The 24,550-nt window shown below is 52.2% G+C and carries 18 protein-coding genes; 8 read left to right on the top strand and 10 right to left on the bottom strand.

What is annotated here, in order from left to right; all coding sequences use genetic code 11:
• Window positions 1-43: 43 nt before the first annotated feature.
• Window positions 44-5,272: a PDDEXK-like endonuclease domain-containing protein gene (locus HNO52_RS18160; protein ID WP_197566617.1), complete on the top strand. Its 5,229-nt coding sequence runs from the start codon at window positions 44-46 to the stop codon at window positions 5,270-5,272.
• A gap of 98 nt (window positions 5,273-5,370) precedes the next feature.
• Here HNO52_RS18160 and HNO52_RS18165 read toward each other — a convergent pair whose 3' ends face one another.
• Window positions 5,371-6,261, bottom strand: a complete 891-nt coding sequence (locus tag HNO52_RS18165) for a DUF4113 domain-containing protein (protein WP_197566618.1) — start codon at window positions 6,259-6,261, stop codon at window positions 5,371-5,373.
• A gap of 85 nt (window positions 6,262-6,346) precedes the next feature.
• On the opposite strand from HNO52_RS18165, the gene tnpA reads away from it, so the two are divergent.
• The 3 genes from tnpA to tnpC all read left to right on the top strand — a co-directional run bounded on the left by tnpA (window position 6,347) and on the right by tnpC (window position 8,681).
• On the top strand, window positions 6,347-6,715 hold the full coding sequence (gene tnpA / locus HNO52_RS18170; protein ID WP_197565427.1) for an IS66-like element accessory protein TnpA: 369 nt from the start codon (window positions 6,347-6,349) through the stop codon (window positions 6,713-6,715).
• A complete protein-coding gene (gene tnpB / locus HNO52_RS18175; protein WP_197565428.1) occupies window positions 6,712-7,047 on the top strand; it encodes an IS66 family insertion sequence element accessory protein TnpB in 336 nt (111 codons plus the stop codon). The genes tnpA and tnpB overlap by 4 nt, the downstream gene beginning before the upstream one ends.
• 83 nt (window positions 7,048-7,130) lie before the next feature.
• A complete protein-coding gene (tnpC, locus tag HNO52_RS18180) occupies window positions 7,131-8,681 on the top strand; it encodes an IS66 family transposase (protein WP_197566619.1) in 1,551 nt (516 codons plus the stop codon).
• On the opposite strand, the gene HNO52_RS18185 is transcribed toward tnpC, so the two are convergent.
• Both HNO52_RS18185 and HNO52_RS18190 read right to left on the bottom strand, forming a co-directional pair.
• Window positions 8,682-9,080, bottom strand: coding sequence for a Y-family DNA polymerase (locus tag HNO52_RS18185; protein ID WP_197566620.1), 399 nt, complete (start codon window positions 9,078-9,080; stop codon window positions 8,682-8,684).
• Window positions 9,064-9,495 carry a LexA family protein gene (locus HNO52_RS18190; protein ID WP_197566621.1) on the bottom strand — a complete coding sequence of 144 codons (432 nt, stop codon included), beginning with the start codon at window positions 9,493-9,495 and terminating at the stop codon, window positions 9,064-9,066. Before HNO52_RS18190 ends, HNO52_RS18185 begins: the two co-directional genes overlap by 17 nt.
• A 203-nt stretch (window positions 9,496-9,698) precedes the next feature.
• On the opposite strand from HNO52_RS18190, the gene HNO52_RS18195 reads away from it, so the two are divergent.
• The 4 genes from HNO52_RS18195 to HNO52_RS18210 all read left to right on the top strand — a co-directional run bounded on the left by HNO52_RS18195 (window position 9,699) and on the right by HNO52_RS18210 (window position 14,081).
• Entirely contained in the window at window positions 9,699-10,370 is a 672-nt protein-coding gene (locus HNO52_RS18195) for an SOS response-associated peptidase family protein (RefSeq protein WP_197566622.1), read from the top strand.
• Between the two features lie 855 nt (window positions 10,371-11,225).
• Window positions 11,226-12,203: a DNA-processing protein DprA gene (locus HNO52_RS18200; protein ID WP_197566623.1), complete on the top strand. Its 978-nt coding sequence runs from the start codon at window positions 11,226-11,228 to the stop codon at window positions 12,201-12,203.
• Complete coding sequence (locus tag HNO52_RS18205) at window positions 12,196-13,422, top strand: phosphoribosyl transferase (RefSeq protein ID WP_197566624.1); 1,227 nt, start codon at window positions 12,196-12,198, stop codon at window positions 13,420-13,422. Before HNO52_RS18200 ends, HNO52_RS18205 begins: the two co-directional genes overlap by 8 nt.
• A 140-nt stretch (window positions 13,423-13,562) precedes the next feature.
• A complete protein-coding gene (locus HNO52_RS18210) occupies window positions 13,563-14,081 on the top strand; it encodes a hypothetical protein (RefSeq protein ID WP_197566625.1) in 519 nt (172 codons plus the stop codon).
• A gap of 433 nt (window positions 14,082-14,514) precedes the next feature.
• Here HNO52_RS18210 and HNO52_RS18215 read toward each other — a convergent pair whose 3' ends face one another.
• The 7 genes from HNO52_RS18215 to HNO52_RS18245 all read right to left on the bottom strand — a co-directional run bounded on the left by HNO52_RS18215 (window position 14,515) and on the right by HNO52_RS18245 (window position 24,509).
• Window positions 14,515-16,617 (bottom strand): DUF262 and DUF1524 domain-containing protein, encoded by a 2,103-nt coding sequence (locus HNO52_RS18215; protein ID WP_197566626.1) that lies wholly within the window; start codon window positions 16,615-16,617, stop codon window positions 14,515-14,517.
• Between the two features lie 347 nt (window positions 16,618-16,964).
• Window positions 16,965-17,432: a hypothetical protein gene (locus tag HNO52_RS18220; RefSeq protein ID WP_197566627.1), complete on the bottom strand. Its 468-nt coding sequence runs from the start codon at window positions 17,430-17,432 to the stop codon at window positions 16,965-16,967.
• Window positions 17,429-19,432 carry a hypothetical protein gene (locus HNO52_RS18225; RefSeq protein WP_197566628.1) on the bottom strand — a complete coding sequence of 668 codons (2,004 nt, stop codon included), beginning with the start codon at window positions 19,430-19,432 and terminating at the stop codon, window positions 17,429-17,431. The genes HNO52_RS18220 and HNO52_RS18225 overlap by 4 nt, the downstream gene beginning before the upstream one ends.
• The gene (locus HNO52_RS18230) at window positions 19,416-21,011 is read right to left on the bottom strand and encodes a site-specific integrase (protein ID WP_197566629.1); all 1,596 of its coding nucleotides are present in this window, start codon (window positions 21,009-21,011) and stop codon (window positions 19,416-19,418) included. Before HNO52_RS18230 ends, HNO52_RS18225 begins: the two co-directional genes overlap by 17 nt.
• On the bottom strand, window positions 21,011-22,198 hold the full coding sequence (locus HNO52_RS18235) for a tyrosine-type recombinase/integrase (RefSeq protein WP_197566630.1): 1,188 nt from the start codon (window positions 22,196-22,198) through the stop codon (window positions 21,011-21,013). The genes HNO52_RS18230 and HNO52_RS18235 overlap by 1 nt, the downstream gene beginning before the upstream one ends.
• Before the next feature lie 222 nt (window positions 22,199-22,420).
• Entirely contained in the window at window positions 22,421-23,047 is a 627-nt protein-coding gene (ssb, locus tag HNO52_RS18240; RefSeq protein WP_197566631.1) for a single-stranded DNA-binding protein, read from the bottom strand.
• A 73-nt stretch (window positions 23,048-23,120) separates the two neighbouring features.
• A complete protein-coding gene (locus tag HNO52_RS18245; protein ID WP_197566632.1) occupies window positions 23,121-24,509 on the bottom strand; it encodes an MFS transporter in 1,389 nt (462 codons plus the stop codon).
• Between the last annotated feature and the right edge of the window lie 41 nt (window positions 24,510-24,550).

The raw sequence follows: 24,550 nt of genomic DNA on the forward strand, positions 1-24,550 counted from the left end.
CTATGCTGTGGTAGTCGGCCATAGTCAAAAAAATGAGGCGCTCATGACCAGCAGGGATGACACCATCGAACGCACCATGACTCGGATGGAGGAGCTGCGTCCAAAGATCCTCGACACCACGCTGCGCAACAGCCTGCTCAACACCCAGTTCCGTGAGAAGACCCATAGCCACATTAGGGTTGTCGACGAGCTGCCCTCTGTGTTGCTTGAGAAACTGTCCACTGGTGAGAGAATGCTCCTTGATCCCCTTCCGGCGTTAGAGGAGGAACCCAAGGACGAGCAAACTGATTCATTTCGCCAGGCCGTGGCCGAGTTCGAGAATACCGACGGCGCCTATCACGAGGCGCTGGCCAAGATCGAAGAGATGGCGTTGCCGGAGGCCGAGAAGGAAGGCCGCGTCGAAGAAGCACACCGAGACCTCAAAGACCGCGTCCGTACCCATCTCGGGTTGCCACCGCGCCATACCGATCATCGTACCGTCAAGCTAGATGAACACGCGCGCATTCATGGTATCAATCCCGACTATGACATGCCGCGCCCCGAGGACACCCATGAGGATGGCCGTCATGTGGATCATCGTATCCAGACCTTGATGCTGTCCGAGCGTTTGGAACGACGCTGCACCAATATACGCAGTCGCGGGCGAGCCTATGAGCAAGAGACCGGGGTGCAGGTGCTGCAATGCGCGATAGGCTTCTTAGAGTGGCAAGATAGCACCAGCGACCGGATCGCCCTCTCCCCGCTGACTCTGTTGCCGGTCAACCTATCACAGAAAAAAACCTCCCAAGGCCTGGAATTCTGGGTCGAGGCCAGCGACTCGCTGATGGGCAATGCAGTTCTAAAGCATAAGCTGCTCAACGAGTACGGTATCGAGCTGCCCCAACCGGACACCGAGGCGCTGGATATCGAGTACCACCTGGCAGAGATTGAGGCCCTTAAGCCCAAGTCGTTTCGAGTCTGGCGTATCCGTCGCTTCGTCGCCATTGGTGTATGGCAGGCGATGAGTCTTGCCATGTACGAGGACCTCAATCCTGAGAGTTGGCGCTTGCCGGACGATGCTCTAATCAGCCGTTTTCTAGGTGGACGAGAGCTAAGCAGCGGTGATATGGGGCAGTTTGCTGACGAGCACGAGGTCGACGACCCTGAGATCGAATCCCAAGTGCCATTGCTCATCGCCGATGCCGACTCCAGTCAGTTCAGCGCCATGGTCGATGTCATGCGTGGAGAAGACATCGCCCTGGAGGGACCGCCTGGAACGGGAAAGTCTCAAACAATCGTTAATACGATTGCCGCCTCGCTAGCCTCCGGCAAGAAGGTACTGTTCGTGGCCGAAAAGTTAGCGGCCCTCGATGTGGTGCGTTCACGCTTGGAGGCCATGGGGCTTGGCGAATTTCTGATGAACCTACAGGCCAGTCAGAACACGCGTCAGCAGGTCCGCGACTCGGTGGTTCAACGGCTCGACCTGCGCGCTTCTCATACGCGTGATCCTCACGGTCTCGATGAAAAAATCCAGGAATTCATCGAGGTCCGTAACGCTCTGGCGGACTATATTCGCTTGATCGGCTTGGAGTTTCGCAAAACCGGTTTGACGTATCATCAAATCCTCGGCCAGGCAATTGTAGCCCAGGCCACGCTGGAGAACCTTTCGACTGAGCTACGGCGATTGTCGCTACCAAATGTCGCCGACCTCAGCGGCCATCAACTCGATCAGCTGTACCGCGACTGCCAAGACTATGCCGACATGGTCAGTCGCATGGGCAACCGAGTCAGCGATTGGTCCTTCATTGATTGTGGCCCGCTAGACCGATTCCGCCGCGACAATCTGCTTGACATGGCCGATGAGGCACGCCAAACGCTGGAGGCATTCCTTCAGGCCCACCAATCCTTTTCCTCGCTCGGCATGCCGATCTTAGAGGTGAGCACGGCTAGCCAGCTACAGGCCGATCTTCGAGAACAGGGCCCTCTACTCGATCAGGTAGATCTCGACCTCGTCGAGCGTCTTCTGCCTGCCACGGCCAGACAGACCCTGTCGGACTTTCGACAGTGCCTCGTCGACATCGAAGCGCTACTCCCTCGGCTTGAGCTGCTGTCCGATCCGTACAGTCCTAACGCCGTCCCTCAGCTCGACCGCCTACTCACCGGCCTGGATCGCTTGGGGTTGACCTATCTCGACGATACCCTGCTGGGTGATCAGGTAGCGGCGTACCGCCGCCAGGAAAACCATTACGATACGATGAGTGAAGGGCTGGAGCGCCTGATTCGCTTTCAACCCCAACTCGCCCATCTACCCTTGCGCCTGATACTGACCATACTAACTGTGTTACGTGACACCCCGTCACACATTCTCGAGCAGCGTGGCCAGCATGTGATCTCTGAGACTGAAATCCATGCCCTACCGGCCATAGAGGCGCAGATAGCCATCATCGAGACCGAACGGGAAGCGCTGGACGTAACCTTCGATATGAGTGTTGCCACAGAGATTCAGTCATTGTCCGGGCACCTCACTCAACTACGAACCAAAGGCGCTTTTTCCTTCCTGTCTGGTGCCTTACGGCAGACCCGCAAAGCTCTTAAGGGAATGCTCCGTGAACCGGCCAGCTATAGTGACTCGAAGATGCTGGAAGCCTTGCCACCTCTCATCGACCATCTCCAGCGCGTCAAAGCGTTTGTTGAAGATTCGCAATATAGCCAGTTTACTTGGTTCCGGGGTGTGAAGACTGATACCGCGACCTTCCGAAAGCGTATCGATTACCAACAGCGTGCTCGGACGCTTGCCCGAGAGGAAGGCCAGTCTGTCATCAGCCTCGTGTTGCTCGATGAGCATCCCGAGATTCTGATTGGCATGCGCGCTCTGGCCGAGCAGCTAGATGCCTTATGGCTTTCCGACGACATTCTGGACGGCACTTATCAAGACCTGGAGCAGCTGCGACAGGAAACCAGGCAGGCGCGGGAACAGGTCGAGACGCAGGTGACGGAACTACGCGAAGCGTCTACCTACTTGGCTCCTATCGACAAACCGATCTCACGACAGGTGTTAGACGATACTCGAAACAACCTGATAGCCTGGCAGGAAGCGCGAGACTGGGCAGCCCACCATGACGCCGGCTCTCTGTTGGAAGCGCACTTCGACGGTCCCGATACGACTTCGTCGGTTGCCGCTCGCGAGTTGTCCCTTGTGGATTGGCTCATTGGATATCCCGACACCCTGCACCTCCCGTTGTTGACAGCATGGCGGCAGGCCCCCGAGGCTCTCAGAGAGACCCTGGAGACCTATCTCGCCCGGCATGCGACTCACAAGGAGCATGTGGCGGCCTTAGTCGACGAGACCCGAGTGGCCGTCGACCAGTGGGGGTTCGACCCTGCTGGCTATGCCGGCGTCGACCCCTTGCGCCGGATGGCCCAGGATGCCGAGGGATTGGATCACTATGCTTTGCGCAACACCCAGCGCGTCCGACTCGAGAGATGGCGGGTGACACCGCTGGTACTGGCGCTGGACCACCAGGAGATCACCGCCGAGGACTTCTTGGATACGGTCAGGGCCGTGGTTGCGATGACCTTGGCAAGAGCCATCTACGACATCCATGGTCAACACCTCTCTCGATATCGAGGACAAAAGCTGGATGACCTCCGTGCCCGGCTGGCCGATCTAGATCGAGAAATCATCCGTCTCAACCGGGATCGATTGCGTCATCAGCTGTTGGCTAACGCCCACCCACCGCAAGGCAACGGTAGCGTCGGCAAACGAATCAAGGTATCGGAACTAACTGACTTAGCGCTGTTAAAGAACGAAGCCAAAAAGCAAAAGGGCTTCATCTCTGTGCGTGACCTAACAGCCCGAGCAGGTACAGCGCTGCGTGAAATCAAGCCATGCTGGATGATGTCGCCGCTGACGGTAGCCAAGTATCTGCCCAAGGCTGAAGGGCTCTTCGACCTAGTGATCATTGATGAAGGCTCACAGATGCGTCCGGAAAATGCCCTCGGCGCCTTGTTGCGGGCCAGGCACTCCATGACCGCCGGGGACACCAAGCAGCTTCCCCCCTCGAATTTCTTTCGCAACGTTGGCCAGGGTGATGATGACGAAGATGAAGATACCGTCCAGGAGGAGTCGATTCTGGACCTTGCTAACTTGACTCTGAATTGTAGACGGCAGTTGCGCTGGCACTATCGCTCACGTCATGAAAATCTGATTGCCTTCTGCAACCGACAAATGTATCAGGATGATTTAGTGGTTTTCCCCACTGCGCGGGCAGATGATCCTCGCCTGGGCGTCAAGCTGGTACCCATCGATAATGCGACCTATCACAAAAGCTGCAACAGCAAGGAAGCTAAGGTGATGGTTGATCATATCCTGCGTCACATGAGTGAGCAGCCCGAGCGCTCGTTGGGGGTCGTTACACTCAACAAGGCCCAGCAGACCCTGCTTGAGGACGAGTATCATGCCATGCTCCAGACCTCGACCGTGGCACAAAATTTCGAGAAGTATTGGGATGAAGCTCGGCATGGCCTGGAGGGCTTTTTCATAAAGAACCTTGAGAATGTCCAGGGCGATGAGCGTGATGTGATCTTCATCGGCACGGTATTCGGTCCAGATCCCGACTCCGGCAAGGTTTATAACCGCTTCGGTCCACTGATTGGCATGGCCGGCAAGCGTCGCCTCAACGTTCTATTTACCCGTGCAAAGGAACAAATCGTAACGTTTACTTCGATGGAGCCCAACGATATTCGGGCCGATCCGGAAACGAGCCCCGGTGCGCACATGCTAAAGCAGTGGCTGGAATACGCCGCTACCGGGCAGCTGGACAGAGGAATCGAGAATGGTGCCGAACCTGACTCGGATTTCGAACGCCATGTGATCAGCGTGATACAAGCAATGGGATTCGAAGCCGTGCCTCAGGTCGGAGTACAAGGCTTCTTCATTGATATCGGGATCCGTCACCCAGACTATCCCTACGGCTTCTTGCTGGGGGTGGAATGCGATGGCGCCTCATACCACTCCTCACGTTCCGCTCGGGATCGCGACCGGCTGCGTCAGGAAATATTAGAGAGCAAGGGGTGGCATCTGCACCGTATCTGGTCGACTGACTGGTTCACCGACGCAATTGGCGAGAAAGAGAAGCTTCAGACTGCCATCGAGGCTCGTCTCGATGAGGCAGTGAGGCAGATGCCGACGAGCGAAGACTTTACACCAGAGCAGGGGGATGATGATAACAGTAGCGTCATTCAATTCGGTCAGACAGAAGAGTCTGAAACCCAACGGCGGCTGTTTACTTAACGTGTAATATTGTGAGGAAGGTGCTCTTGGGATCCTCAGCCTGAGCGCAGCTAGGTTCGAGGAAAAAATCGAAGCGACCTACTCTGTGAGTAAAGGGGTCAACGCACTACGGGCAGTTCGTCCCACCGAGTCGTATATTCGGGTGATTTGTACTTTTGGCGCATCGCCCATGGCTTTGATATCCCTTGAGCACCGAGAATCACCGCTCCCTTGCCCTGGCTGCGATTGATGGTGTCCAGAGTCTCCATCAGCTTGACTGAGCGCTCCGACTGCCCACCGTGGAGCAGGTCATGCTGGTAGAACCGTTTATCGGCCACTTCCACGAGCCCGATACCCGCTTTCATGAAGGCATGCCCTGGGCGGTAGAGCCTGGCGATCTCAGCGCGCGCCAAAGCGACGATTTCCCGTGTATCGTCCGTGGGGTATGGCAGCCTCGCCATATTGCTTACAGAGTGAAAATTAGGCTCAAACGGGCTGGTGTGCATAAACACGTGCATGGCCAAGGCAATGTGCCGCTGTGCCCGCAGCTTCTCGGCAGCTCGTGACGCATAAAGCGATACCGCTTCCAGACACGGCTGAAGCTCCGTGGCCTTCTTGCCAAAGGATCGGGTGCAGTAGATCTGCTTCTTGGCCGGTGGCACTTCCTCCAAGGCGAGGCATGCTCTGCCGTTCAGCTCCTCAATGGTGCGCTCCAGGTTCACGTTGCTTGCCCGCCTCACGATCTTGGGATTCGCGATCGCCAGATCCCAAGCCGAGTAGATTTGGAGATCCGCCAGACGCCTGCCAAGCCGCTTCGCGATGCCCCAAATACCGGTCACCGGGGTGCGCCGCAGAAGCCACTCCCACTTATGAGGTTCATCGAGGACACAGACTCCCTGGCACTTGGGTATCTTTTTTGCCGCATGATTTGCCAGCTTGGCCAAGGTCTTCGAGGGAGCGATGCCCACACCCACTGGCATCTTCACGTCTTTCCACAAACGGGTTTTCATCGTATCCGGCCGGTGAACACACCTTTCGCTGAGCCCCGACTTCGATGACGGTAGGTGTCCATCTATTGCTTAGTGGACACCTACCATGAGTGAGTTAAGCGTATGGGAGGCGCCTCGAAAGCGCCGCCGCTTTACAGCCGAGTTCAAGGCCATGATCGTCGAAGCGTGCCAACAACCCGGTGCCTCAGTGGCCGGCATCGCGTTGGAGCATGCCCTGAACGCCAATCTGGTCCATAAGTGGATCCGTGAGGCTCGGCGGTCGGCGCCGGTAAGTGATACTCCGGCGTTTGTTCCAGTGCCGATGGCAAGCACCGCCACACCCGCGGCGGGCCAGCATCGGGAAACCGAGCGTATTCGCCTTTCACTGCCGAGCCCCAAAGGCACGGTGACCATCGAATGGCCGGTGTCCGATGCGCAGAGCTGTCGGGCGCTGCTTCGGGATCTGCTGTCGTGATCCGTATCGACGAGATCTGGTTGGCCACCGAGCCGTTGGACATGCGCGCCGGTCCCGATACCGCCCTGGCTCGGGTGGTCAAGGTATTCGGTACCGCCCGGCCGCACTGCGCCTATCTGTTCGCCAACCGGCGCGGCAACCGCATGAAAGTGCTGATCCACGATGGCCTGGGGGTCTGGCTCTGTGCGCGCCGGCTCAATCAAGGCAAGTTCCATTGGGCCGGCAACTGGCACGGCGACCGGGTGGAACTGTCGCCGGAGCAAGTGACGGCACTGGTCCAGGGCCTGCCCTGGCAGCGCATCGGCCCGGCGGGGGCCATTTCGGTGCTGTAAGCCTCGTCGGCACATAAGGCGAACCCTGGCCATTCGATGATCCGCGCATCCCCTTGCCGCCGGCGGACTGGCATAATCGCCGGATGAACATGCCGCCCGACCTGTCTCAACTCTCTCCCGATCAGCTCCGCCACCTGGCGGCAACGCTGATGGCGCAGGTCGAGGAAAAGGATCGGGCGCTGGCACAGAGCCAAGAAACGCTACGCCACACCGAGCAGGTCAACCAGAAGCTGACCTATGAACTGGCGCTGCTCAAGCGCCACGCTTTCGGCAAGCGCAGCGAACAGCTCAACGTCTTGCAGATCAGCCTGCTGGACGAGGTGGTGGATGCCGACATTGCTGCCATCGAGGCCGAGTTGGAAGAACTCGCTACCCCGGCGACGGTGCCCGCCACCAAGCAAAAGCCCAAACGCCAGCCCGTGCCCGATGACCTGCCGCGTGTCGAGATCCGACACGAGCCCGACAGCGAGCACTGCACGTGCGGCTGCCAGCGGCGGCGCATTGGCGAGGAGATCAGCGAGAAGCTCGACTACACGCCAGGCGTGTTTACCGTCGAGCGGCATATCCGCGGCAAGTGGGTCTGCGACGCGTGCGAAACGCTGACCCAGGCACCGATGCCGGCCCACGTGATCGACAAGGGCCTCCCCACCTCGGGGTTGCTGGCCCAGGTGATGATCGCCAAGTATGCCGACCATCAGCCGCTCTACCGCCAGTCACAGATCTTTGCCCGCGCTGGGGTGGAGATCCCACGCTCCACCCTGGCGGAATGGATCGGCATCTGTGGCGTGCGACTGCAGCCGCTGATCGATGCCCTGCGCGAAACCCTGCTCACCGAACCGATACTGCATGCCGATGAAACGCCGGTGCCGATGCTGGCTCCGGGCAAGAAAAAGACGCACAGGGCCTACATCTGGGCCTATGCCACCACGCCCTACGCCGGATTGAAGGCGGTAATCTACGACTTCGCGCCCGGCCGCAGCGGCCAACATGCCCGGGACTTCCTCGGCGAGTGGAAGGGCAAGCTAGTCTGCGACGATTACGGCGGTTACAAGCAGAGCTTTACCAACGGCGTGACTGAGATCGGCTGCATGGCCCACGCCCGGCGCAAGTTCGTCGACCTGCACGTGGCCGGCAAGAGCCAGATTGCCGAGCAGGCCATTGAGCTGATCGGCCAGCTCTACCAGATAGAGCGTGAGGCTCAGCCGCTGAGCGCGGAAGAACGCCAACAGCTACGTGACACCCGAGCGAGGCCTATCGCTGACACGCTGCACCGATGGATGCTGGCTCACCGCGAGAAGGTACCCAACGGCTCAGCAACGGCGAAAGCGTTGGACTACAGCCTGAAACGCTGGGCGGCGCTGACACGCTACCTGGACGACGGCGGGTTGCCGATCGACAACAACCGAGTCGAGAACCTAATTCGCCCCTGGGCACTCGGGCGTAGCAACTGGCTATTTGCCGGCTCACTGCGCAGCGGCCAGCGCGCCGCCAACATTATGAGCCTGATCCAGTCTGCCAAGCTGAACGGTCATGAACCGCATGCCTACCTGAAAGACGTGCTGGCTCGGCTGCCGACGCAGAAGGCCAGCCAGATCCACGAACTCCTACCTCAGCACTGGAAACCGGTCGACTGATCACTCGCAAAGGGTGATGGCCGGGCGCTTACTTTTCATCTCCGCTCCCAGCGCTTGCATGTCGCCAGGCATACCCGCCAGATCCAAAAACATTTCATCAATGCTGTATACCTCGATTCGAGGACTAAAATTTTTTAGCGTTTGCATTACGCGATCTGAAACGTCGCCATAAAGCGGGTAGTTGGAAGAGAAAATCGCTACGCCATGCCGCCGCAAAAGGTGTTCAATCTTGAAGAACGGCTCCAAGTCCGGGATACCGAGCGCCTTGGCTTCGCGTGAGCGCGCCACGACGAAGCCGTCATTGTTCGAGAGCACCACCACCGGCTTCCCGCGCAGATCCGGTCGAAAGATCTGCTCGCAGGAGGCGTAGAAGGAATTGCAATCAACGAGGGCCAGCACGGAACAACCTAACGGAACTCACTACCACCCCCTCGATCTCGAAGCTGGCGTCAGCGCTGATCGGGATAGGAGGATAGTCCTGGTGAGCTGCTAGGAGACGCTGACGCGGGATATCCAGCAGCTTGCAGGTCAGCTGACCGTCCAGGCTGGCAAGCACCACATCGCCGTTTCGGGGCTGCTCAGCACGGTCTACGATCAAGAGATCGCCGTCGTAGATTCCAACGCCCTGCATCGACTCCCCTTCGGTCCAGCAGTAAAAGGTCGCCGCAGGATGCTTGATGAGGTACTCGTTGAGATCGAGCTTGCGGTCTACGTAATCTTCTGCGGGGCTCGGAAAGCCCGCACGGATGCGAGACAGCAGACAGGGTGCCGAGAAGGAGGCTTGAATCTGATGAGGAATCACGGTCACGGTCATGAGTAGATCTGCTCATGAATCCTTCTCAGGGGGATCCAGGACCTCCCTGCCGACATCCGGCATGTCGCGCCAAGCCTTGATGTCTTCAGGTTCAGAAGCATTGGGGTCGCACTGCTGAAGCAGTTGGTCGAGGGAGTATGGTCTGTCAGGTGGCTGTGTCATGAGCTGGCCTCCTATTACTGGAAGAATATACAGGACAAAGTATGTGCACCAATTTTGCTTTGGTCAAGACAAGCGGTGTCGTGAGCCTCGCCGCACGGCTGTCGGTCGATCCTAACGCCTTCATCTATAGCGAGAATTTTATGCCAGGCAGCGCGATCAGCATCGTTACCGGCACCGAGGGTGGCCATGTGGTACGCCCGGCGACCTGGTGGCTGTACCTTCAGCAGACCGACCAAGGCATGAGGCCGCACAAGCAGTATTTCTCGGTCAACACCAACCACCTCAAGGTACCCAAGAAGCCTGAGTTTCGGTACCGCCGCTGCATCGTGCCGGCGACGGCCTTTGTCGAGAGCCAGGATGGCAAGCGCCCTCACCTCCTGGAGCCCGCTGATGGTAGTGCCCTCGCCTTCGGGGGACTGTACAAGGAGTGGTTCGACAAAGTGAGCGGTGAAACGGTGTGGTCGACCTCAATCATCACCCTGGCGGGGATCAAGCCGCTGGAAAACATCCATAGGAAGTCGGTGCCGATGTGGCTACCAGAGGACGTGTACGAGGCGTGGCTATCGCCTGAGGTGACGGATCCAGGAGAGATCGAGTATCTGCTCGAACCCGCGCTGCGAGCTGACCTAAGGGCAACGCCCATAGATCGCGCAGGGAAAAAGAACCCCACCGGAGAGCCATTTTATGTAAGCGCTGAGATGAGAGGCGTGTAAAATACATGATATGAAGAACGAATATATTAAAGGTGGATTGCACCTCGTTGCCGGGCACCTAAGTACATCGAGTTACACTAAAGTGACACCGGATGAGGTGGCAGCAGTCTTGCGAGCAGGAACGCTTGATCTTGTTTGTCTCTCTCTGGGCCATGCAGCATTACTATGTACCATGTTTGCAGAATGCAGCCCTAACCTGATCCTTAAATGCGTTCAGGAGGCAGGGGCAACTGTTGAATCAGCCGAAGCGTTATATAATGAGTCAATCCGTGACTACCACCGCGTCCCTGAGTGGGAAGAGACGGTTGCTAGTCAGAAACTCAAAAACGTCGAGTCCGACCGTTCTTGATGTTCTACGAACTGTCCCCTTCGGGATCCTTTGTCTCGTATACCGGTTCAAAGGGATCGATGTACTCGATTACGCTCCCCCGCAGCCTTTCTAAAGGTGAAGTCTTAAGATCTTGGTAGCGTCGAATTTCGATAATAGGCCTCCCCCGCTCGGTCACTAGGAATGATGCACCAGTCACTTCAATCTCTTGAAGTATCTCACCTGCCCTAGCCTTGAACTCGGTTTTCGATACCCATAGAGTCTTCATCTCAATACCTGCTGTGCATGCGTCCACAGATCAGCATATCTCATAAACTTCTTTATGGTAAACCCTTGAGGCAATACTAGATGCACATTGGGACGGGCTGCATGAGTGCGGATTTTAAGCTGAAGCTGGCTACGAAATGCGAAAAATTGGAACAGGAAAAATCATATACTTTAGTATAATCTATTAATGTTGATAGCTTGCTTGATCGCAACACACTAATTGTGTAGTGTCCAACATATTACTTTATTGGATGTCAGGCATGGACAAAGAACATTGGCGAAACGAAACAGTCGCTTTCCTTGCAGTGGCGTCGATTAAAGGAGTCGGCTTCTGGACAATGCACCAGATTGCTGGCCTCGGCACTGGCTTCAAGAATTTACTGAAAGATGCCCCTTACAACGAAATACAGAAGGTACTGAGGGTCTCTCTACCTGAGGAAGATCAGTGGGAACAGGAGAAAAAATCGCTATGGTCGACAGGGCAAGCGATAGCCAGAGACCTGGCCCACCAAGGCATCATGCTGCTCTTCCCTGAGCAGGAAACCTTTCCTGAAAAGCTAAAATACATCAATGCCCCCCCCCGCTGGTTATTCGTGAAAGGTTCGATCGCTAACCTCTCCTCCCCATCGACTGCCATTGTGGGTACACGCAAGCCGAGCAGCGACGGTGACTTTCTGACTCGATACCTACTATCTTTACTGGCTGGTCAAGGAGTAGTCACTGTCAGCGGGCTCGCGGCGGGTATAGACCGCCTGGTACATGAAGAGTCTATACGCTACGGAATCCCTACTGTCGCCGTGCTGGGCAACGGGTTTGATGTGGACTACCCAAAAGGGTCCATAGATCTGCGCAATGCCATTGTTGCGCAAGGCGGTACCGTAGTCTCAGAGTACCTTCCCTCGCAAAAAGGTAGCGCAGAAACCTTTGTTAGACGCAATAGGCTCCAAGCTGGATTGGCTGAGACTCTGATTCCCGTCGAATGGAAGGTTAAGTCTGGTACAGCACATACTGTTAGATTTGCTTTTCAATATGGAAAATGTTTGATCAACATCTACTTACCCGGAACACGAACCGAAAGAGAAGAAATAGCATTCTCTGAAAATGAGTATTTAGCCATTTCTTTGCAGGTGCCACTTGAGTCTTCACGTATTCTTGACATTATCCAGGGCGGAAGTAACCTTACGCTCTCTTCGCCGAAACAAATGGATATGGGATTCAATGAGGAAGAAAATGACTAAAGTAAAAGGTGTCATCTTAAGCGTTGAGGATGTGATACTTCCGAAGGGAAAGGCAGACCCTGCTATATTTACAGAGGTAAGCAAATTAATTAATTATTTTAGGCACAAGGGAATTGAATTCGCCGTATTTACAAATAGATATTGGTATATAGGATCTGCTAAGACACCGCTCGAAGACAAACTGAAAGAGCGATGGGGTGATTTCCCCTACTTTTGCCGAGAAACTGATAGAAGTATCCCAGCTAAGCCAAAGGCGACTGCTACGAAATATGTTATCGACAAAATGGGCTGGGATAGTCAGGAGACACTTTATATAGGTGCTTCTGAGAATGACATGCGAACTGCTGTAAACGGAAATCTCCTGTTTCTCAGGGCAACGTGGTGGGCGGATAAGACAGAATATGGATTTGAATTTGATTCACCACGAGATATAGCACGATACATCGATATTTTTTGCCTAAGGGACCATCTCTGGTGTCATGAGATACATGATGGTGATTTAAATTTCTATGCATTAGCTCCCTTCAGTACGTTTAAGCCAGAGTACACGCTTTACTCGGCAGATGCTAGGGCAGCTGCAAAGCATGGGATGGGGCATCCAGACTTCTGGATCGGAGCATTGGTCTCAAGCCTTTACTTCAGCGGGATACATAGCCAAATTAACCATATTGCTACCTATCCAGGTCATCGTGCGGGAGCTGGAAATCCGATCATGGATGAGGCGGTAGCGATTTTTGGAAAATGCTTTCGTAAGAGCTATCTGTCTGATTTGGTTATCCGCCACACGGATGCTCCCAAGTCACAAAAGGCCAGGAATGCTGGGGAGATGATTGGTCATCTTAATCAGCTGAATTCTATCCACTTGAACGAAGCGCCTCTAAAAACAGACGGCTCCAGGTACAAGACCCCGCCTCTTGGTCGAGGTAAAACGATACTGGTAATTGATGATATTTGCACAAAAGGATATAGCCTTGAGTCTGCAAGAAAATATATCGAGGCTACGGGGGCTAAGGTGATCTCCGTCTCGTGGCTCAAAACTATAAACACTGATATCGAGTCGTTAGGAGATGTCGGGCGATTCAACCCCTATCAACCCAATAATTTATCTGCTGCGCCGGTATCGAAAACTTACTCGTATCATCGTAATATCGTAGATCACTTGGCGCCAGGAGAGCTAACAGCACAGTTTTCACGCTATGCTAACTGGGATTGGCCATAATGTTATTAGAGCATGGGAAAACGGCAAACAACTACTGGAACCATTATGGCAATAGTGTGTTCAGTAGTTCCGAGTCAAGAAGTACCACTCATGTTCATTGCAGGACAACAGCCCTTTGTTTATGAGATAGGAATCTAACCATGCAAGAACGAGATGACATATACTGCTTTTTAAACCAATGTATCGAAAAATATGGACTAACCAAGACAAAAGAAATAGTCGGTTCTTTTTTTAAGGAAATGAACGAAATGCACCATAGCTGTCAATGTTACGAATGTGATGAAAAATTGACGGAACCTGCTGCTGGGGAAAAATTCCATGCGTGTCAAATGTGCAATAAGAAGTACTGTGTCTTTCAAGGTAGGTGTCGCACGACAAGAAAATCCGGTATAAGCAACTTCAAAAAACTCTCAATTCGTTATTACAATAGTGAGGGTAACGAAAAACTATTTGAAGTGGTCCAAAACGACTTATTTGTTTCGAACGTCGATATAAAATCGAAAGATGTGTTTGAAATCCAGTTTGACATTTCAACCTCCTCGGCTCGAACCTCGCATTACGTCAGAATAACAAATTTAACTACAGGCCGGATTTACAACTTAGAAAAAGCACGGATTTTTGATTTACACGAGCAACTTCCAAATGTTTTTAGGCGCTAGACAGTTGCTTTTAGGAGTAGGCAAAGCCTATTAGCCGGTTCATGGTACAATGTGGTGACGTCAGTATTAGTTTTGTGTAGACTGCTCGGGACAAAGACTCTTTGCCTAGAAAGATTTATTTCAGGTTCCAGAATATATAGTTGTGTAGGTGATGTCTCACTGAGGTCACATCTCGCCTACTCACCGGATTTCTTGGTTTACCACACTTTTTGTGACGATGCCTAGGCTAGGAACAGGAATATCACAACCATTTGCCGGAACCGAGCCTGTAGAAGGTGATGGACAATGCGCTGGGCAAACTTTGCTTCCAGTAGCGATATTGACACGAAGACAGCATGCCCTACCCGAGTCACTCGGGCAGGGTCGTGGCCCCTCTGACAAAGAAAATGGTATAAAAGCCCAAAAAATACCTCAGCTCAGGGGAGCTTTTGAATTATTCTGGTTGATCCATTTGCTCCTCCAGAGCTTGCCTTACTAACCCAATCACATAGGGTAGATCGTTCTCTGAAGCCAACCCAACTTCAACCTCCCCATTTCCCCATCTGCCAAGGCCTGCCACATCCCGTCCTAGCCCACGAGGATCCTCAAGGTCAGTGGCTGAAATATTCAAAGAGAGTAATAATCGCTTAGATTGCGGAATCACATCAACAAAGTTTGTCTCAGCCTTAAAAGCAACGTATAGCTTCTTAACGTCTTGATAGACACACGGATCAAGGGCCAAAACCTCTACGGCAAATTTATCGAAAAGTCGACGTAACGGCCCTACTGTCAATTGGGCATGATCCTCAAGGGCATATTCAGTACTTTCAGTCTGAGCGGGACTACGGTAAGCGTCCAGAATGTCATCCCCTAGAGCAGGCATCTGCCACACTGATAGAGCCGACTCAGACAGTCGAGCTGCACGCTTCTGTATCTCCTCACGATTCCATGCTTCAAGGTGCCGAAGGTCACTATTTAGATGCAGCGGACTATGCGCAAAGCCGATAGGTTTATTGTCTATATCCGTTGCGTCCCGCTTTTGCAAAAATGGTTTATCTGAGTAAGAGCTGTTATAAGCGGTCAAGGTTAGGTTGCCCAATGTATGCAGGTAGGTCTCCTGAATACTTTTCCATTCGGGGCCCAGTTCTTGTTGCCATTCACGTGACAGCTTAGCATTCTGAGGCAACACATGCTCAACAGTGAATTCATCGATAAGAACAGTTTCTTTACGACCGTGGTTTTCCAGTCGACGCAGCCAATATCGTAGATTACGAAAGTGGTAAAGATCTCGCTCCCGCAAGGACGTTTGGAATTCACTATTGCTTGGAAAGCGACGATATGACGGCAACAACATAAAGGCTGCCTTAACGCTCTCTAAGTAACGATCCTTTCGCAAGCTATGCGTAAAACGTGCAAATGTCCGGTTTAAAGAGTTCGTGGGGATTCCACAGACCGCACGCCGAAAGACGTAACTCTCAACCAATCTTACGATCTTTTCCAGCTCACCAGTGGAAAGCAGTTGGTTTTGTTTATAGTCATGGTAGACCTCAAGCAAGAGAGGATAGGCAACATCGACCTTCAGCTCCCTCAAATCTTTGAATGCTTTCTTTAGGCTGGGCTCTGATTCCTTACCCAAGGCCATTGCGCAATAGTGGTTGGCATAGGTATGCACCTCCTTGACCAGGTCACGAATAGAGCCATCGTAACGTGCCGCGTACTTCTTGAAAGCCGCATATACCTTGTTAATATTGGGGATGTCGTTGGTAACAGCCGTAAGGTAGTGGCGCATGAAACCGTCGAAGTGACGGGCATACGCCGCCTGACCGAAGCCATCCTCCATAGCCCGCCAATAGTGCGTGTATAGAGACTCCTGCTCACTAGGCTCCTGACCCATCAAGACAAAATTTCGGATGAGGTCGGCCTGGCTAAGGTCCAGACCAGTGGAGTTCATGCTCTCGAAGACAAGCTGAGGGTTGTCTCGTTGCCGTTCCAAGGCAACCGCTACGATCTCCAGCTTGGAGAGGCCTAAATATGAGGCATCTAAATGTTCAGGGTTGTTTTCGAACCACTCTTTGAAGAATTCATAGTTCGCAATTACACGAGAGCTGTACGGATCCGGCATTGGCAGATCATCGAGGAGGGAGATCAGCGTGGGCCGATCAATATCTGACAAAACGACCTTGTAAAGCATCTCGCCAGTTTCATTGGGGTTGATCAGGAAGCGTCGGCGAAGTGCATCAGCCTGACTGGCTACCTGGCCGTCAACAAGGTGGCGGTAAAGCGCCAAGAGCATCAACGTAACCGTGGTCAGGCGCTGTTGCCCATCGATCACCATGAGGGGCTCTTGCTTCACGAGAATCGACTGAGCACGCTCAACGTATACGATGGTACCCAGAAAATGGGTAGAGGCATTCTCATTAATGCCCACGGCCAAGACATCATGGAGCAGCTGGCGACACTGGGCCTCGCCCCACGCGTAATTTCGCTGGTAAATAGGGATACGGAACTGCCGTGGTTTCTCCAGCACCTCCATCAGATTGGCTTCAGATGCTTTCATGTTCCCTCCTTTTGCGATACCTTAAAATCTACAGCCTTTCGACAGGAGCTGCCACTGATCTCATCCTAACCGACCACTTGCCTGGAGAAACACTACGCGAACGGTCAGGTCACGGGCTTTCAGGATCTCATTGTTTTTCTTTTTTCGACTGCCTCGACTGCTACCACGGCACTACCGATTCTGCCCGCTACCATAGTGCGTGCGTTATCGTCAGCCAGCGGTCAGTAACGGGCTGGTCACGTTGTGCCTCATGGTGCCGACTTAGCAGCGACTATAGGAGATACACAGTAACGAAATCTCCTTTTCCTGATAGAATTATCAAACAACACACCTTCACAAACGAAATCTTAGGTGAGGGGTGGGGGAATTTCACTATCCAAAGTTCGAATTATAGATTCAGTCTCATTTGAATTTGGCATCTTTCCATCTTGCGTCGCTTCGGCGTCTACATCATTGACCTGAAGACCTTTTTGCCTGATATTAAACGCGATGCGCTGCCAACGCTGCTTCCACTTATACTCTCTTTCTTTTAACAACTTAATCTCGCCTTCCAGCTCCTCCACTTTCTTTACCAGATCTTCATGCGACATTGACCTGATGCGCCTGGGAGCCTTATCTCCGTTTCGGATAGACGACTTAGCATGCTGAAAGGCTGATTTCACCCCTGGCTTAGCTTGCATAGCCTGTCGAGTAAAACCAAAGGTGCTTTCTAGCAGCTTCCAGGAAAGGCTCTCATCCTCTGCCGCAGAGAGTTCGTGTATAAATCTTACAATGGACTTTTGGTCCTCTTCGGTCATCCTCTTATATTTTTTCATGAGGAAACACCTTTTAAATATTGGACGGGATCAAACTCTGCCACCCCCATATCACCAAGCTCCTCCTTCAAAGTAACAATCTTCTTATTATTATGTTTAACCCAATCGGAACTATATCTACCTTTGCCAGACTTTTCTGCTTGCAGAGCTGTTTCTTGCGCCACAATAGTCATAGCATATTGCCTCTTGACCTCGTCGACTCTATCTGTATCATCTTTTACCCATACAAAGTCTCGACACTGGGCAGAGCACTGAAGATGTCTTTCGCAACTATTCTGAGAAAATGAATGAACACATATGCCAACCCCTACATCATGAACACCTTTAATACGAGCCTTCAGAAAAGCATCCTGTCGTTCTACAGGAACCTTTTTTAACTCTTTTGATATGACACCACCTATATTACCCTCTTTAGCCAAATCCATTATCGCGAGAATCTTTTGCTCCCTAGTTGTGTGTTGATATGCCTTTGTATCTGCCAGATTTTTACGACCAAACCACTCAGTTTGTAAGGCATCACTCATACCACCCTCATCAACCAGCGTATTTATAGTATGCCTAAACTGATGCGAGGTGAACTTGCTCTTGAGTTCATGCTGACAAAACTGGCTCACAAGCTCACTAAGGTAGCTACCTATAAACCGTGAAAACATTGCATGGGTTATATAGGTAGAAAGCCAGCTGGCATAAGCACCACTGGATAGCCCTTGGAAACGAACGAACATTAGATCCTGCAAATAATATTTTTTCCGGGAGTCATCAATAAAAAGAGGCTCCAACAATGAAGCACTGAAGTCCTTTTTTAGGTAGTCGATTAAATGCTCAACCTTAGTGTAACGCATAGGGTGTGGCGGCTTTTTCCCTTGAGAATTAAGCTTTTCATGATCAGCATATGTAAGTCCGTTTTTCTTTAACCATGCGTTGCCAGAAAGCAGCTGAGAGTTAAGCCCCAGTTCAACAAGATCCTCTTTGTAAATTCTATCTTTATGCATATAGGCATGCAAGAAATTTAAATCAGGCCCCTTGTTTAACCTCATAGCTATGGCTGTATCTCTGGGAGCACGACTGACATCTTGAGCCTCAGAAACTATGTCCTTCACCAACTCGACTGCGTCTGACGGAAGATAAACCCTTTCTTTAGGGCTCACTTTATTTCCTTTGGAGGTTTTCCTTGGAAAGTAATAAAGGAAAGAAAATCCCTCTCGATCTTGGCTTACATGCTGCAAGGGGATAAGAGAAATTTCGGAGAACCTTCTCCCGAGTATGGCGAAAAGTGATAGCATCAAAACGTACTGTCGATATTTATGGTTTTTAGGTACTGACAGATATAGTTCCCCAATGCATCTCATCACATCCATCGGGATCAATTTATCGGAGATGTAATCTTTGGCCTTAGGGTCATCAAGCCGCAGCCCAGATGTTCCGCCTGAAGTTTCAGGCCGCCTCATCCTACTATATTTATAGTCAAATACGGTAACGGCCAACCCATTAGCATCAAAGTTAGAAGCGACTTCGGCGACAGCTTTATGCATGTTATAAGCGGTTGACACTTGATAATGCTTGCTTATCATCATGCACGCACTGTCCAACACTTCATGGTTCACTCTTTCCGGCGTAATTCCTGATGAAATAGCCACTTGAGCAATATAACTAAAAGCCTTAACAAATTGCCGCTGATTACTCATCGTCTGATTTGACCGATGATAGCGAATAAGGACTAGGGCCTTTGCTATATCGCCCCACATTTCAGGCAAAGGGTTCCCGCCAAGATTTTTAGAAAATCTGAAGCTCAGAGTTGCTCGCGTATTTTTTTTAGACGACTCGTTAACTAACCTTCCACTTTTCACTACCCAGTCGGTCTCATCCCACATCTCCACCATAAATCCGGCAGGCGTGAGCATCCTTGCCTGTTGAACAAGGGACCTCTGGTTAACTACTCTGTCTCGGTCAACTCTATTTATAAATGGAATGACCTTCTTTGATCTATAATTTCTTTTCATTATCATACTCCTTGCACCTATCTACCACACCTGCGACAGCTATAATAACATCGTCCAGCTGAATCCCCAGTCTCTTGGATTCGTATTTTTTTAATTTCTCTTCTCGATCTTCGAGCAAACAAGAAAGGACATTTTCGTGATCAGCATGAGCATATGGCTGAAACTTGCTGCAAAGATAACAACTATACGGTGGATCTAGATGGCATACATTAGATTCACCACAAACACCTATTTCGCCTATCGGATTCATACTACCGGGCTCTAGAAAGCTGAGATGCTTGTCTTTTCTATCCCCATTAATAGCCTCCGCGTCAGAGATGACAATGTTACCCTTGAACATGTTCAGCACACTTGCATATTTTTTAGCCAATGCTTTGTCCAAGTGCTCAACGATCCTCCCAGCAAGTCTATAATAAACACCTACGTTTTGTATGTTTGAATGATCCAACATCCGCGCCAATTCTTTTTTGCTGGCCCCTTCACCTACCATATTTGTTCCGAACGTATATCGCATCCTTCGTGGAGTTATGTGCAGCAGTGCATTAGTAACAGGTGAGATGATACCTTGCCGCGCAACGAAATCCTTCAAAAGCTTTCTTATGTCATGCGTTGTCATGTTCAAAATATTTTCTTGCACACCCAAAGCAAGCGCGGCCTTATTTCCTGTTACATTTACAAATAAAGTGTCTGGCAATGGCTTGCAACTCAATTCCTGGCTGATTGAGTCTCTATTTTCTCTGTTCGCCCTTATCAGGTCTATAACATACTGTGCTAAAGACTCATCTAGTGACTCTTCAAACATATCATCACGAGGAGATATAAATCCTTTCTTTATCCTGGGCATTTTTATTATGTAACATGGATCAAGACCATGCGGAGCGACGTTCTGAAAATCACTTTCGCGCAAATATGTTAGGTTTTCCGAATTCCTTCCAGTAGCGATAAGCAAAGCAACCACGGCTCTTTGCTGATAACACACATATTCTTCAGCACTGTCCTCTCTTAGTGCTTTATATATTAACTTAAGCTCTAAGGAAGATAGAGGACCCTCTTCATCATCCTCACTCTTTATTGCTTGCCCCTTAGGATTTCCACCTACTTCTATTGCATCAATAAGATTGGCATACTCCGAATCAAAACCCATTTCTGGGTATCTATCGGCAGCCCATACGTACCATCGGATGGGGTAATATGCACGCCAAATACTTTGACGCTCACGCATTTCAACCAGCATATTCTCAAAGGATGTTATTAGTGCTTCTTCAATAGGCTCGGCTGAACCAGATACCCTTCTTAATACATGCGTCCTTATAGCAGAATAAGCATTCAGCGCTGAGATTGAAGATACTGTCTGGGCTCTTTGCTTTATGTACTCCTTAAGAGCCCACTTTACCCCTTGATCTTCTATAGCGTCGAATTTTAATTTATTGCCGGCGGAGTTATACTCAGACAAAATCCAAGTATCGGTAGTCGTATCTATGAGCACTCCTTCCCTAGACACAAAGCTAGTCGACAGGCCATCCCATCCATAAAATCTTGCAACATCATTTTCTGTCTTCAATAAACTCTGATGCTCCATTAAAAGGGCACCTCCTCAAAAACCAAGCTTCTTTGATACCGCCGCATATAGGTGCTTGCAAAATCATTATACACTTGAACCGTATATCGATCTTGTGATGCCAAGTTTGTATCGCCTCTTAGAATTGCCAGGATTTTGGTCCTTTGCTCTTCTTCTAGCCCAGACTCCTTTAGCCCTTTAAGAAGGTTGGATGAGAAAGTATGCCGCAGAGATTTTGCTGTTATATTTTCTGGGAGCACGTCACTATGCCGCGACCTTATAATTCTGAAGTATTCTCCGACACTTTTTAAAGAAAGGGGGCGACCCTCATCACTCAAAAACAAATACTCACTTGGAGTCTTGGCTCTTTCTTCAAACTCATCTCTATATTCCACCAGATACTGATCCAAATGAAAAGCTATATTGGGATCATAAATGGGTAATAATCTGCCATTCCTCTTTATGTTTGGTTTTATCCTTCTGGTGTCTTTTTTGTCTGGAGGCCTTCGCACAACATCAATTGCTGGATATGCACCGTGCTGAACATCGTCTACCTTCAAAGACAAAAGCTCTCCCGGTCGCATTCCACATCCGAGCATAAGCAAGACCATGACATAGTTTCTATATTTTACTGCATAGTTGCGGCCATACGAATTTGGATTCTCAGGATCCACGCAGTGAATTAAATCTTGCACCTGGTTAAGCGTGAGACCAAGACTGACACTTTTCTTTACCGGAATTGATTTCACGTATGCAGATGTCAGAAGACTTTCAACTCTGGAATTACTCTCTTTAAGAACTTTAAATTCATTAGATAAATAACTCATCTTCCCTGACACCACATTAAAGTGCCAATTCAAGAAAAGCCTCACAGTTGTAAGCCTTTCATTAAAAGTATCTGGAGACAAAAAAAGATTTTTCAGCTTAGGGTTTTTATCAAAGCTTTTTCTGAGCCAAGGCACAAGGCTTCCATTGATGACCGCCTCACTAACTAGCCCTTTTACATACAACTCCAGAAACTGTTCATTACGACTCTTAATCCATTCGTCAAATATTGACAATTCATAAGAATTTCTTATGAGGGTATTTGTTTTAAGATTCGCACGTGACAGTATGAACTCATTGTAAATAGGAACTGGAAGCCCAGTCTCATCCAGCAGGATAGGAAGTTGGAGTCCGGTAGGTTGTGTGATCGTTTCAACTTTCATCCTTGCATTACTCAAGTCTTATCTTTACATAATCTTATGTTACTTTTTCTAACTTGTCAAAATATTTTTCTGACATTTTCTCTATACCAGGTATAGGTAAAGAAAAAGCCTCGCCAGCTTTACGCTTAACGAGGCCTTGATATTCCACACAACCATCTGTTTATAAATTTTTTTTTTGGCAGTATTTCTTTTTGCAGCATTACAAGAACGGCTTTATGGGATCTAGAACGGAATTTCGTCATCGAAATCGTCGAAGCTGCCCGGATCGGGCGCGCCGTAGTTGTTCTGCTTCTGGCCGCCCTGCTGGGGCTGGCCGCCCGGCGCCGGGCGCTGCGGGGGCTGCCCGCCGCCAAAGCCACCCTGCTGGGGCGCGTTGCCAAAGCCGCCACCTTGCGCTGGAGCACCGTAACCACCCTGCTGCGGCTGGCCGCCCTGTGCGGGAGCGTTGCCGTAGCCGCCCTGCTGTTGCTGCGGCATGCTCGCCCCCGGTTGCTGACCGCCGAAGTCACCGCTGCGGGTATCGAGCATCTGCATGTCGTTGCACACGATCTCGGTGGTATAGCGATCCTGCCCGTCCTGCCCCTGCCACTTGCGTGTCTGCAGACGCCCTTCCAGATAGACCCTCGACCCCTTCTTCAGGTACTGCTGGGCAATCTCGGCCAGGCGGTTGAACAATACCACCGAGTGCCACTCGGTCCGCTCCTGGCGCTGGCCGCTTTGCTTGTCGGTCCAGGTATCGGTAGTGGCGACGCGCAGGTTGGCGACGGGGCTACCGGACGGCATGAAGCGAACCTCGGGATCCTGCCCCAGGTTGCCGATGAGTATGACCTTGTTGACGCCACGGGCCATGCTGGACTCCCTCTGTAGTGAACATGTGCGTTGTAATGAGCCGGTCCCGAAAGGCCGGCGCCTGATAAATCGGCTAGCCGCCGCGGTGACGACTCGAACGGATCAGGCGCGCCAAGGCATCCTCGTCAAGGCGCCGCCGATCCACCTTAAGATACGCCACTCGCTCCTCCGGCACGACCAGTACGTCTTCGACTCCGGCCACTTCGGCGAAGCTCGCCATCAGCGTGTCAAGCGTATCCTCGCGATGCTCGTCGTCCAGCGCTACCACCTCGCTCGACAGGTGCGGCGGCGTCGGCATGCCCAGCATCAGCAACCACCAGACGCCGGCCAGCACGGCGCTGCCGGCAAAGACCGCCGACAGCCCCCACTGCTGCGCCAGAAAGCCCCCCAGCACGCCGCCGAGAAAGGCACCCAGGAACTGGCTGGTGGAGTAGACCCCCATCGCCGTCCCCTTGGCCCCGGCCGGCGCCATTTTGCTGATCATCGATGGCAGCATCGCCTCGAGCAGGTTGAAGGCGACGAAGAACAGCAACAGCCAGGCGAACAGCGCCCAGCCATCACCGAAACCGGCCAGGCCAGCCAGACTGACGGTGATGGTGCCGACCGCTGCGAGGCTCATGCCCTTCATGCGCTGACGCTTCTCCGCGATGATTATCAGCGGCACCATGCCGATGAAGGCCAGTGCCATGATGCCTAGGTAGATCAGGCCGTGCTGATCCGCTTCGATGCCCGCCTCGACCAGGCGGAACGGAACGGCAACGAAGATCGCCATCAGCACCAGATGCAGCGCGAAAATCGACAAGTCGAGCCGCCACAGATCGGCACGGGTGATAATTGCCACCAACTGTTGGCGATCGATGCCTACGTCGCGATGCCGCAACCGCCGTGGCGCCGGCGGCACCAACTTCCACAGCACCACCAGCCCCAGCCCGGCCAGCAAGGTGGTGAACCAGAACACCGCAGCGAGACCGAACGCTGCCGCCAGCCAAGGGCCGATCACCATGGCCACGGCGAACGCCACGCCGATCGACAAACCGATGGTCGCCATGGCGGCGGTACGCACCTGTTCGCGTGTCTGGTCGGCGAGCAGTGCCATGATCGCCGCGGCTACGGCGCCGCTGCCCTGCAAGCAACGGCCCAGGATCACGCCGCCGATGCTATCGGCGGATGCTGCCACCACGCTGCCGAGCAGAAACAGCAGCAGGCCGCCGGCGATCACCGGCTTGCGCCCGAGGCGATCGGAGAGCAGGCCGAAGGGGATCTGCAGAACCGCCTGAGTCAGGCCGTACACGCCCAGGGCCAAGCCCACCAGCAGCGGCGTTGCGCCCTCCAGCTCGTCGGCGTACAGCGCCAGCACCGGCAGCACCATGAACAGCCCCAGCATGCGCGTGGCATACAGGCCGGCCAAGCCAGTGATGGCACGCCGTTCGGAGGCTAACAGCAGTCCAGAGACCTTACGCATAGGGAATGAGACGCTTCCATGGGTAGGGGGGCCGAAGCCCT

It is taken from the genome of Halomonas sp. MCCC 1A13316, from assembly GCF_014931605.1.
Lineage (GTDB): Bacteria > Pseudomonadota > Gammaproteobacteria > Pseudomonadales > Halomonadaceae > Halomonas.

Coding starts and splice junctions, on each gene's coding strand:
- HNO52_RS18190 (WP_197566621.1), bottom strand. CDS start 9,495: ATGACCGTGACCGTGATTCCTCATCAGATTCAAGCCTCCTTCTCGGCA.
- HNO52_RS18235 (WP_197566630.1), bottom strand. CDS start 22,198: ATGAAAGTTGAAACGATCACACAACCTACCGGACTCCAACTTCCTATC.
- HNO52_RS18245 (WP_197566632.1), bottom strand. CDS start 24,509: ATGCGTAAGGTCTCTGGACTGCTGTTAGCCTCCGAACGGCGTGCCATC.
- HNO52_RS18165 (WP_197566618.1), bottom strand. CDS start 6,261: ATGAAAACCCGTTTGTGGAAAGACGTGAAGATGCCAGTGGGTGTGGGC.
- HNO52_RS18160 (WP_197566617.1), top strand. CDS start 44: ATGACCAGCAGGGATGACACCATCGAACGCACCATGACTCGGATGGAG.
- HNO52_RS18220 (WP_197566627.1), bottom strand. CDS start 17,432: ATGAAAAAATATAAGAGGATGACCGAAGAGGACCAAAAGTCCATTGTA.
- HNO52_RS18195 (WP_197566622.1), top strand. CDS start 9,699: ATGTGCACCAATTTTGCTTTGGTCAAGACAAGCGGTGTCGTGAGCCTC.
- tnpC (WP_197566619.1), top strand. CDS start 7,131: ATGAACATGCCGCCCGACCTGTCTCAACTCTCTCCCGATCAGCTCCGC.
- HNO52_RS18225 (WP_197566628.1), bottom strand. CDS start 19,432: ATGAAAAGAAATTATAGATCAAAGAAGGTCATTCCATTTATAAATAGA.
- HNO52_RS18200 (WP_197566623.1), top strand. CDS start 11,226: ATGGACAAAGAACATTGGCGAAACGAAACAGTCGCTTTCCTTGCAGTG.
- HNO52_RS18205 (WP_197566624.1), top strand. CDS start 12,196: ATGACTAAAGTAAAAGGTGTCATCTTAAGCGTTGAGGATGTGATACTT.
- HNO52_RS18215 (WP_197566626.1), bottom strand. CDS start 16,617: ATGAAAGCATCTGAAGCCAATCTGATGGAGGTGCTGGAGAAACCACGG.
- tnpA (WP_197565427.1), top strand. CDS start 6,347: ATGAGTGAGTTAAGCGTATGGGAGGCGCCTCGAAAGCGCCGCCGCTTT.
- HNO52_RS18230 (WP_197566629.1), bottom strand. CDS start 21,011: ATGGAGCATCAGAGTTTATTGAAGACAGAAAATGATGTTGCAAGATTT.
- HNO52_RS18210 (WP_197566625.1), top strand. CDS start 13,563: ATGCAAGAACGAGATGACATATACTGCTTTTTAAACCAATGTATCGAA.
- ssb (WP_197566631.1), bottom strand. CDS start 23,047: ATGGCCCGTGGCGTCAACAAGGTCATACTCATCGGCAACCTGGGGCAG.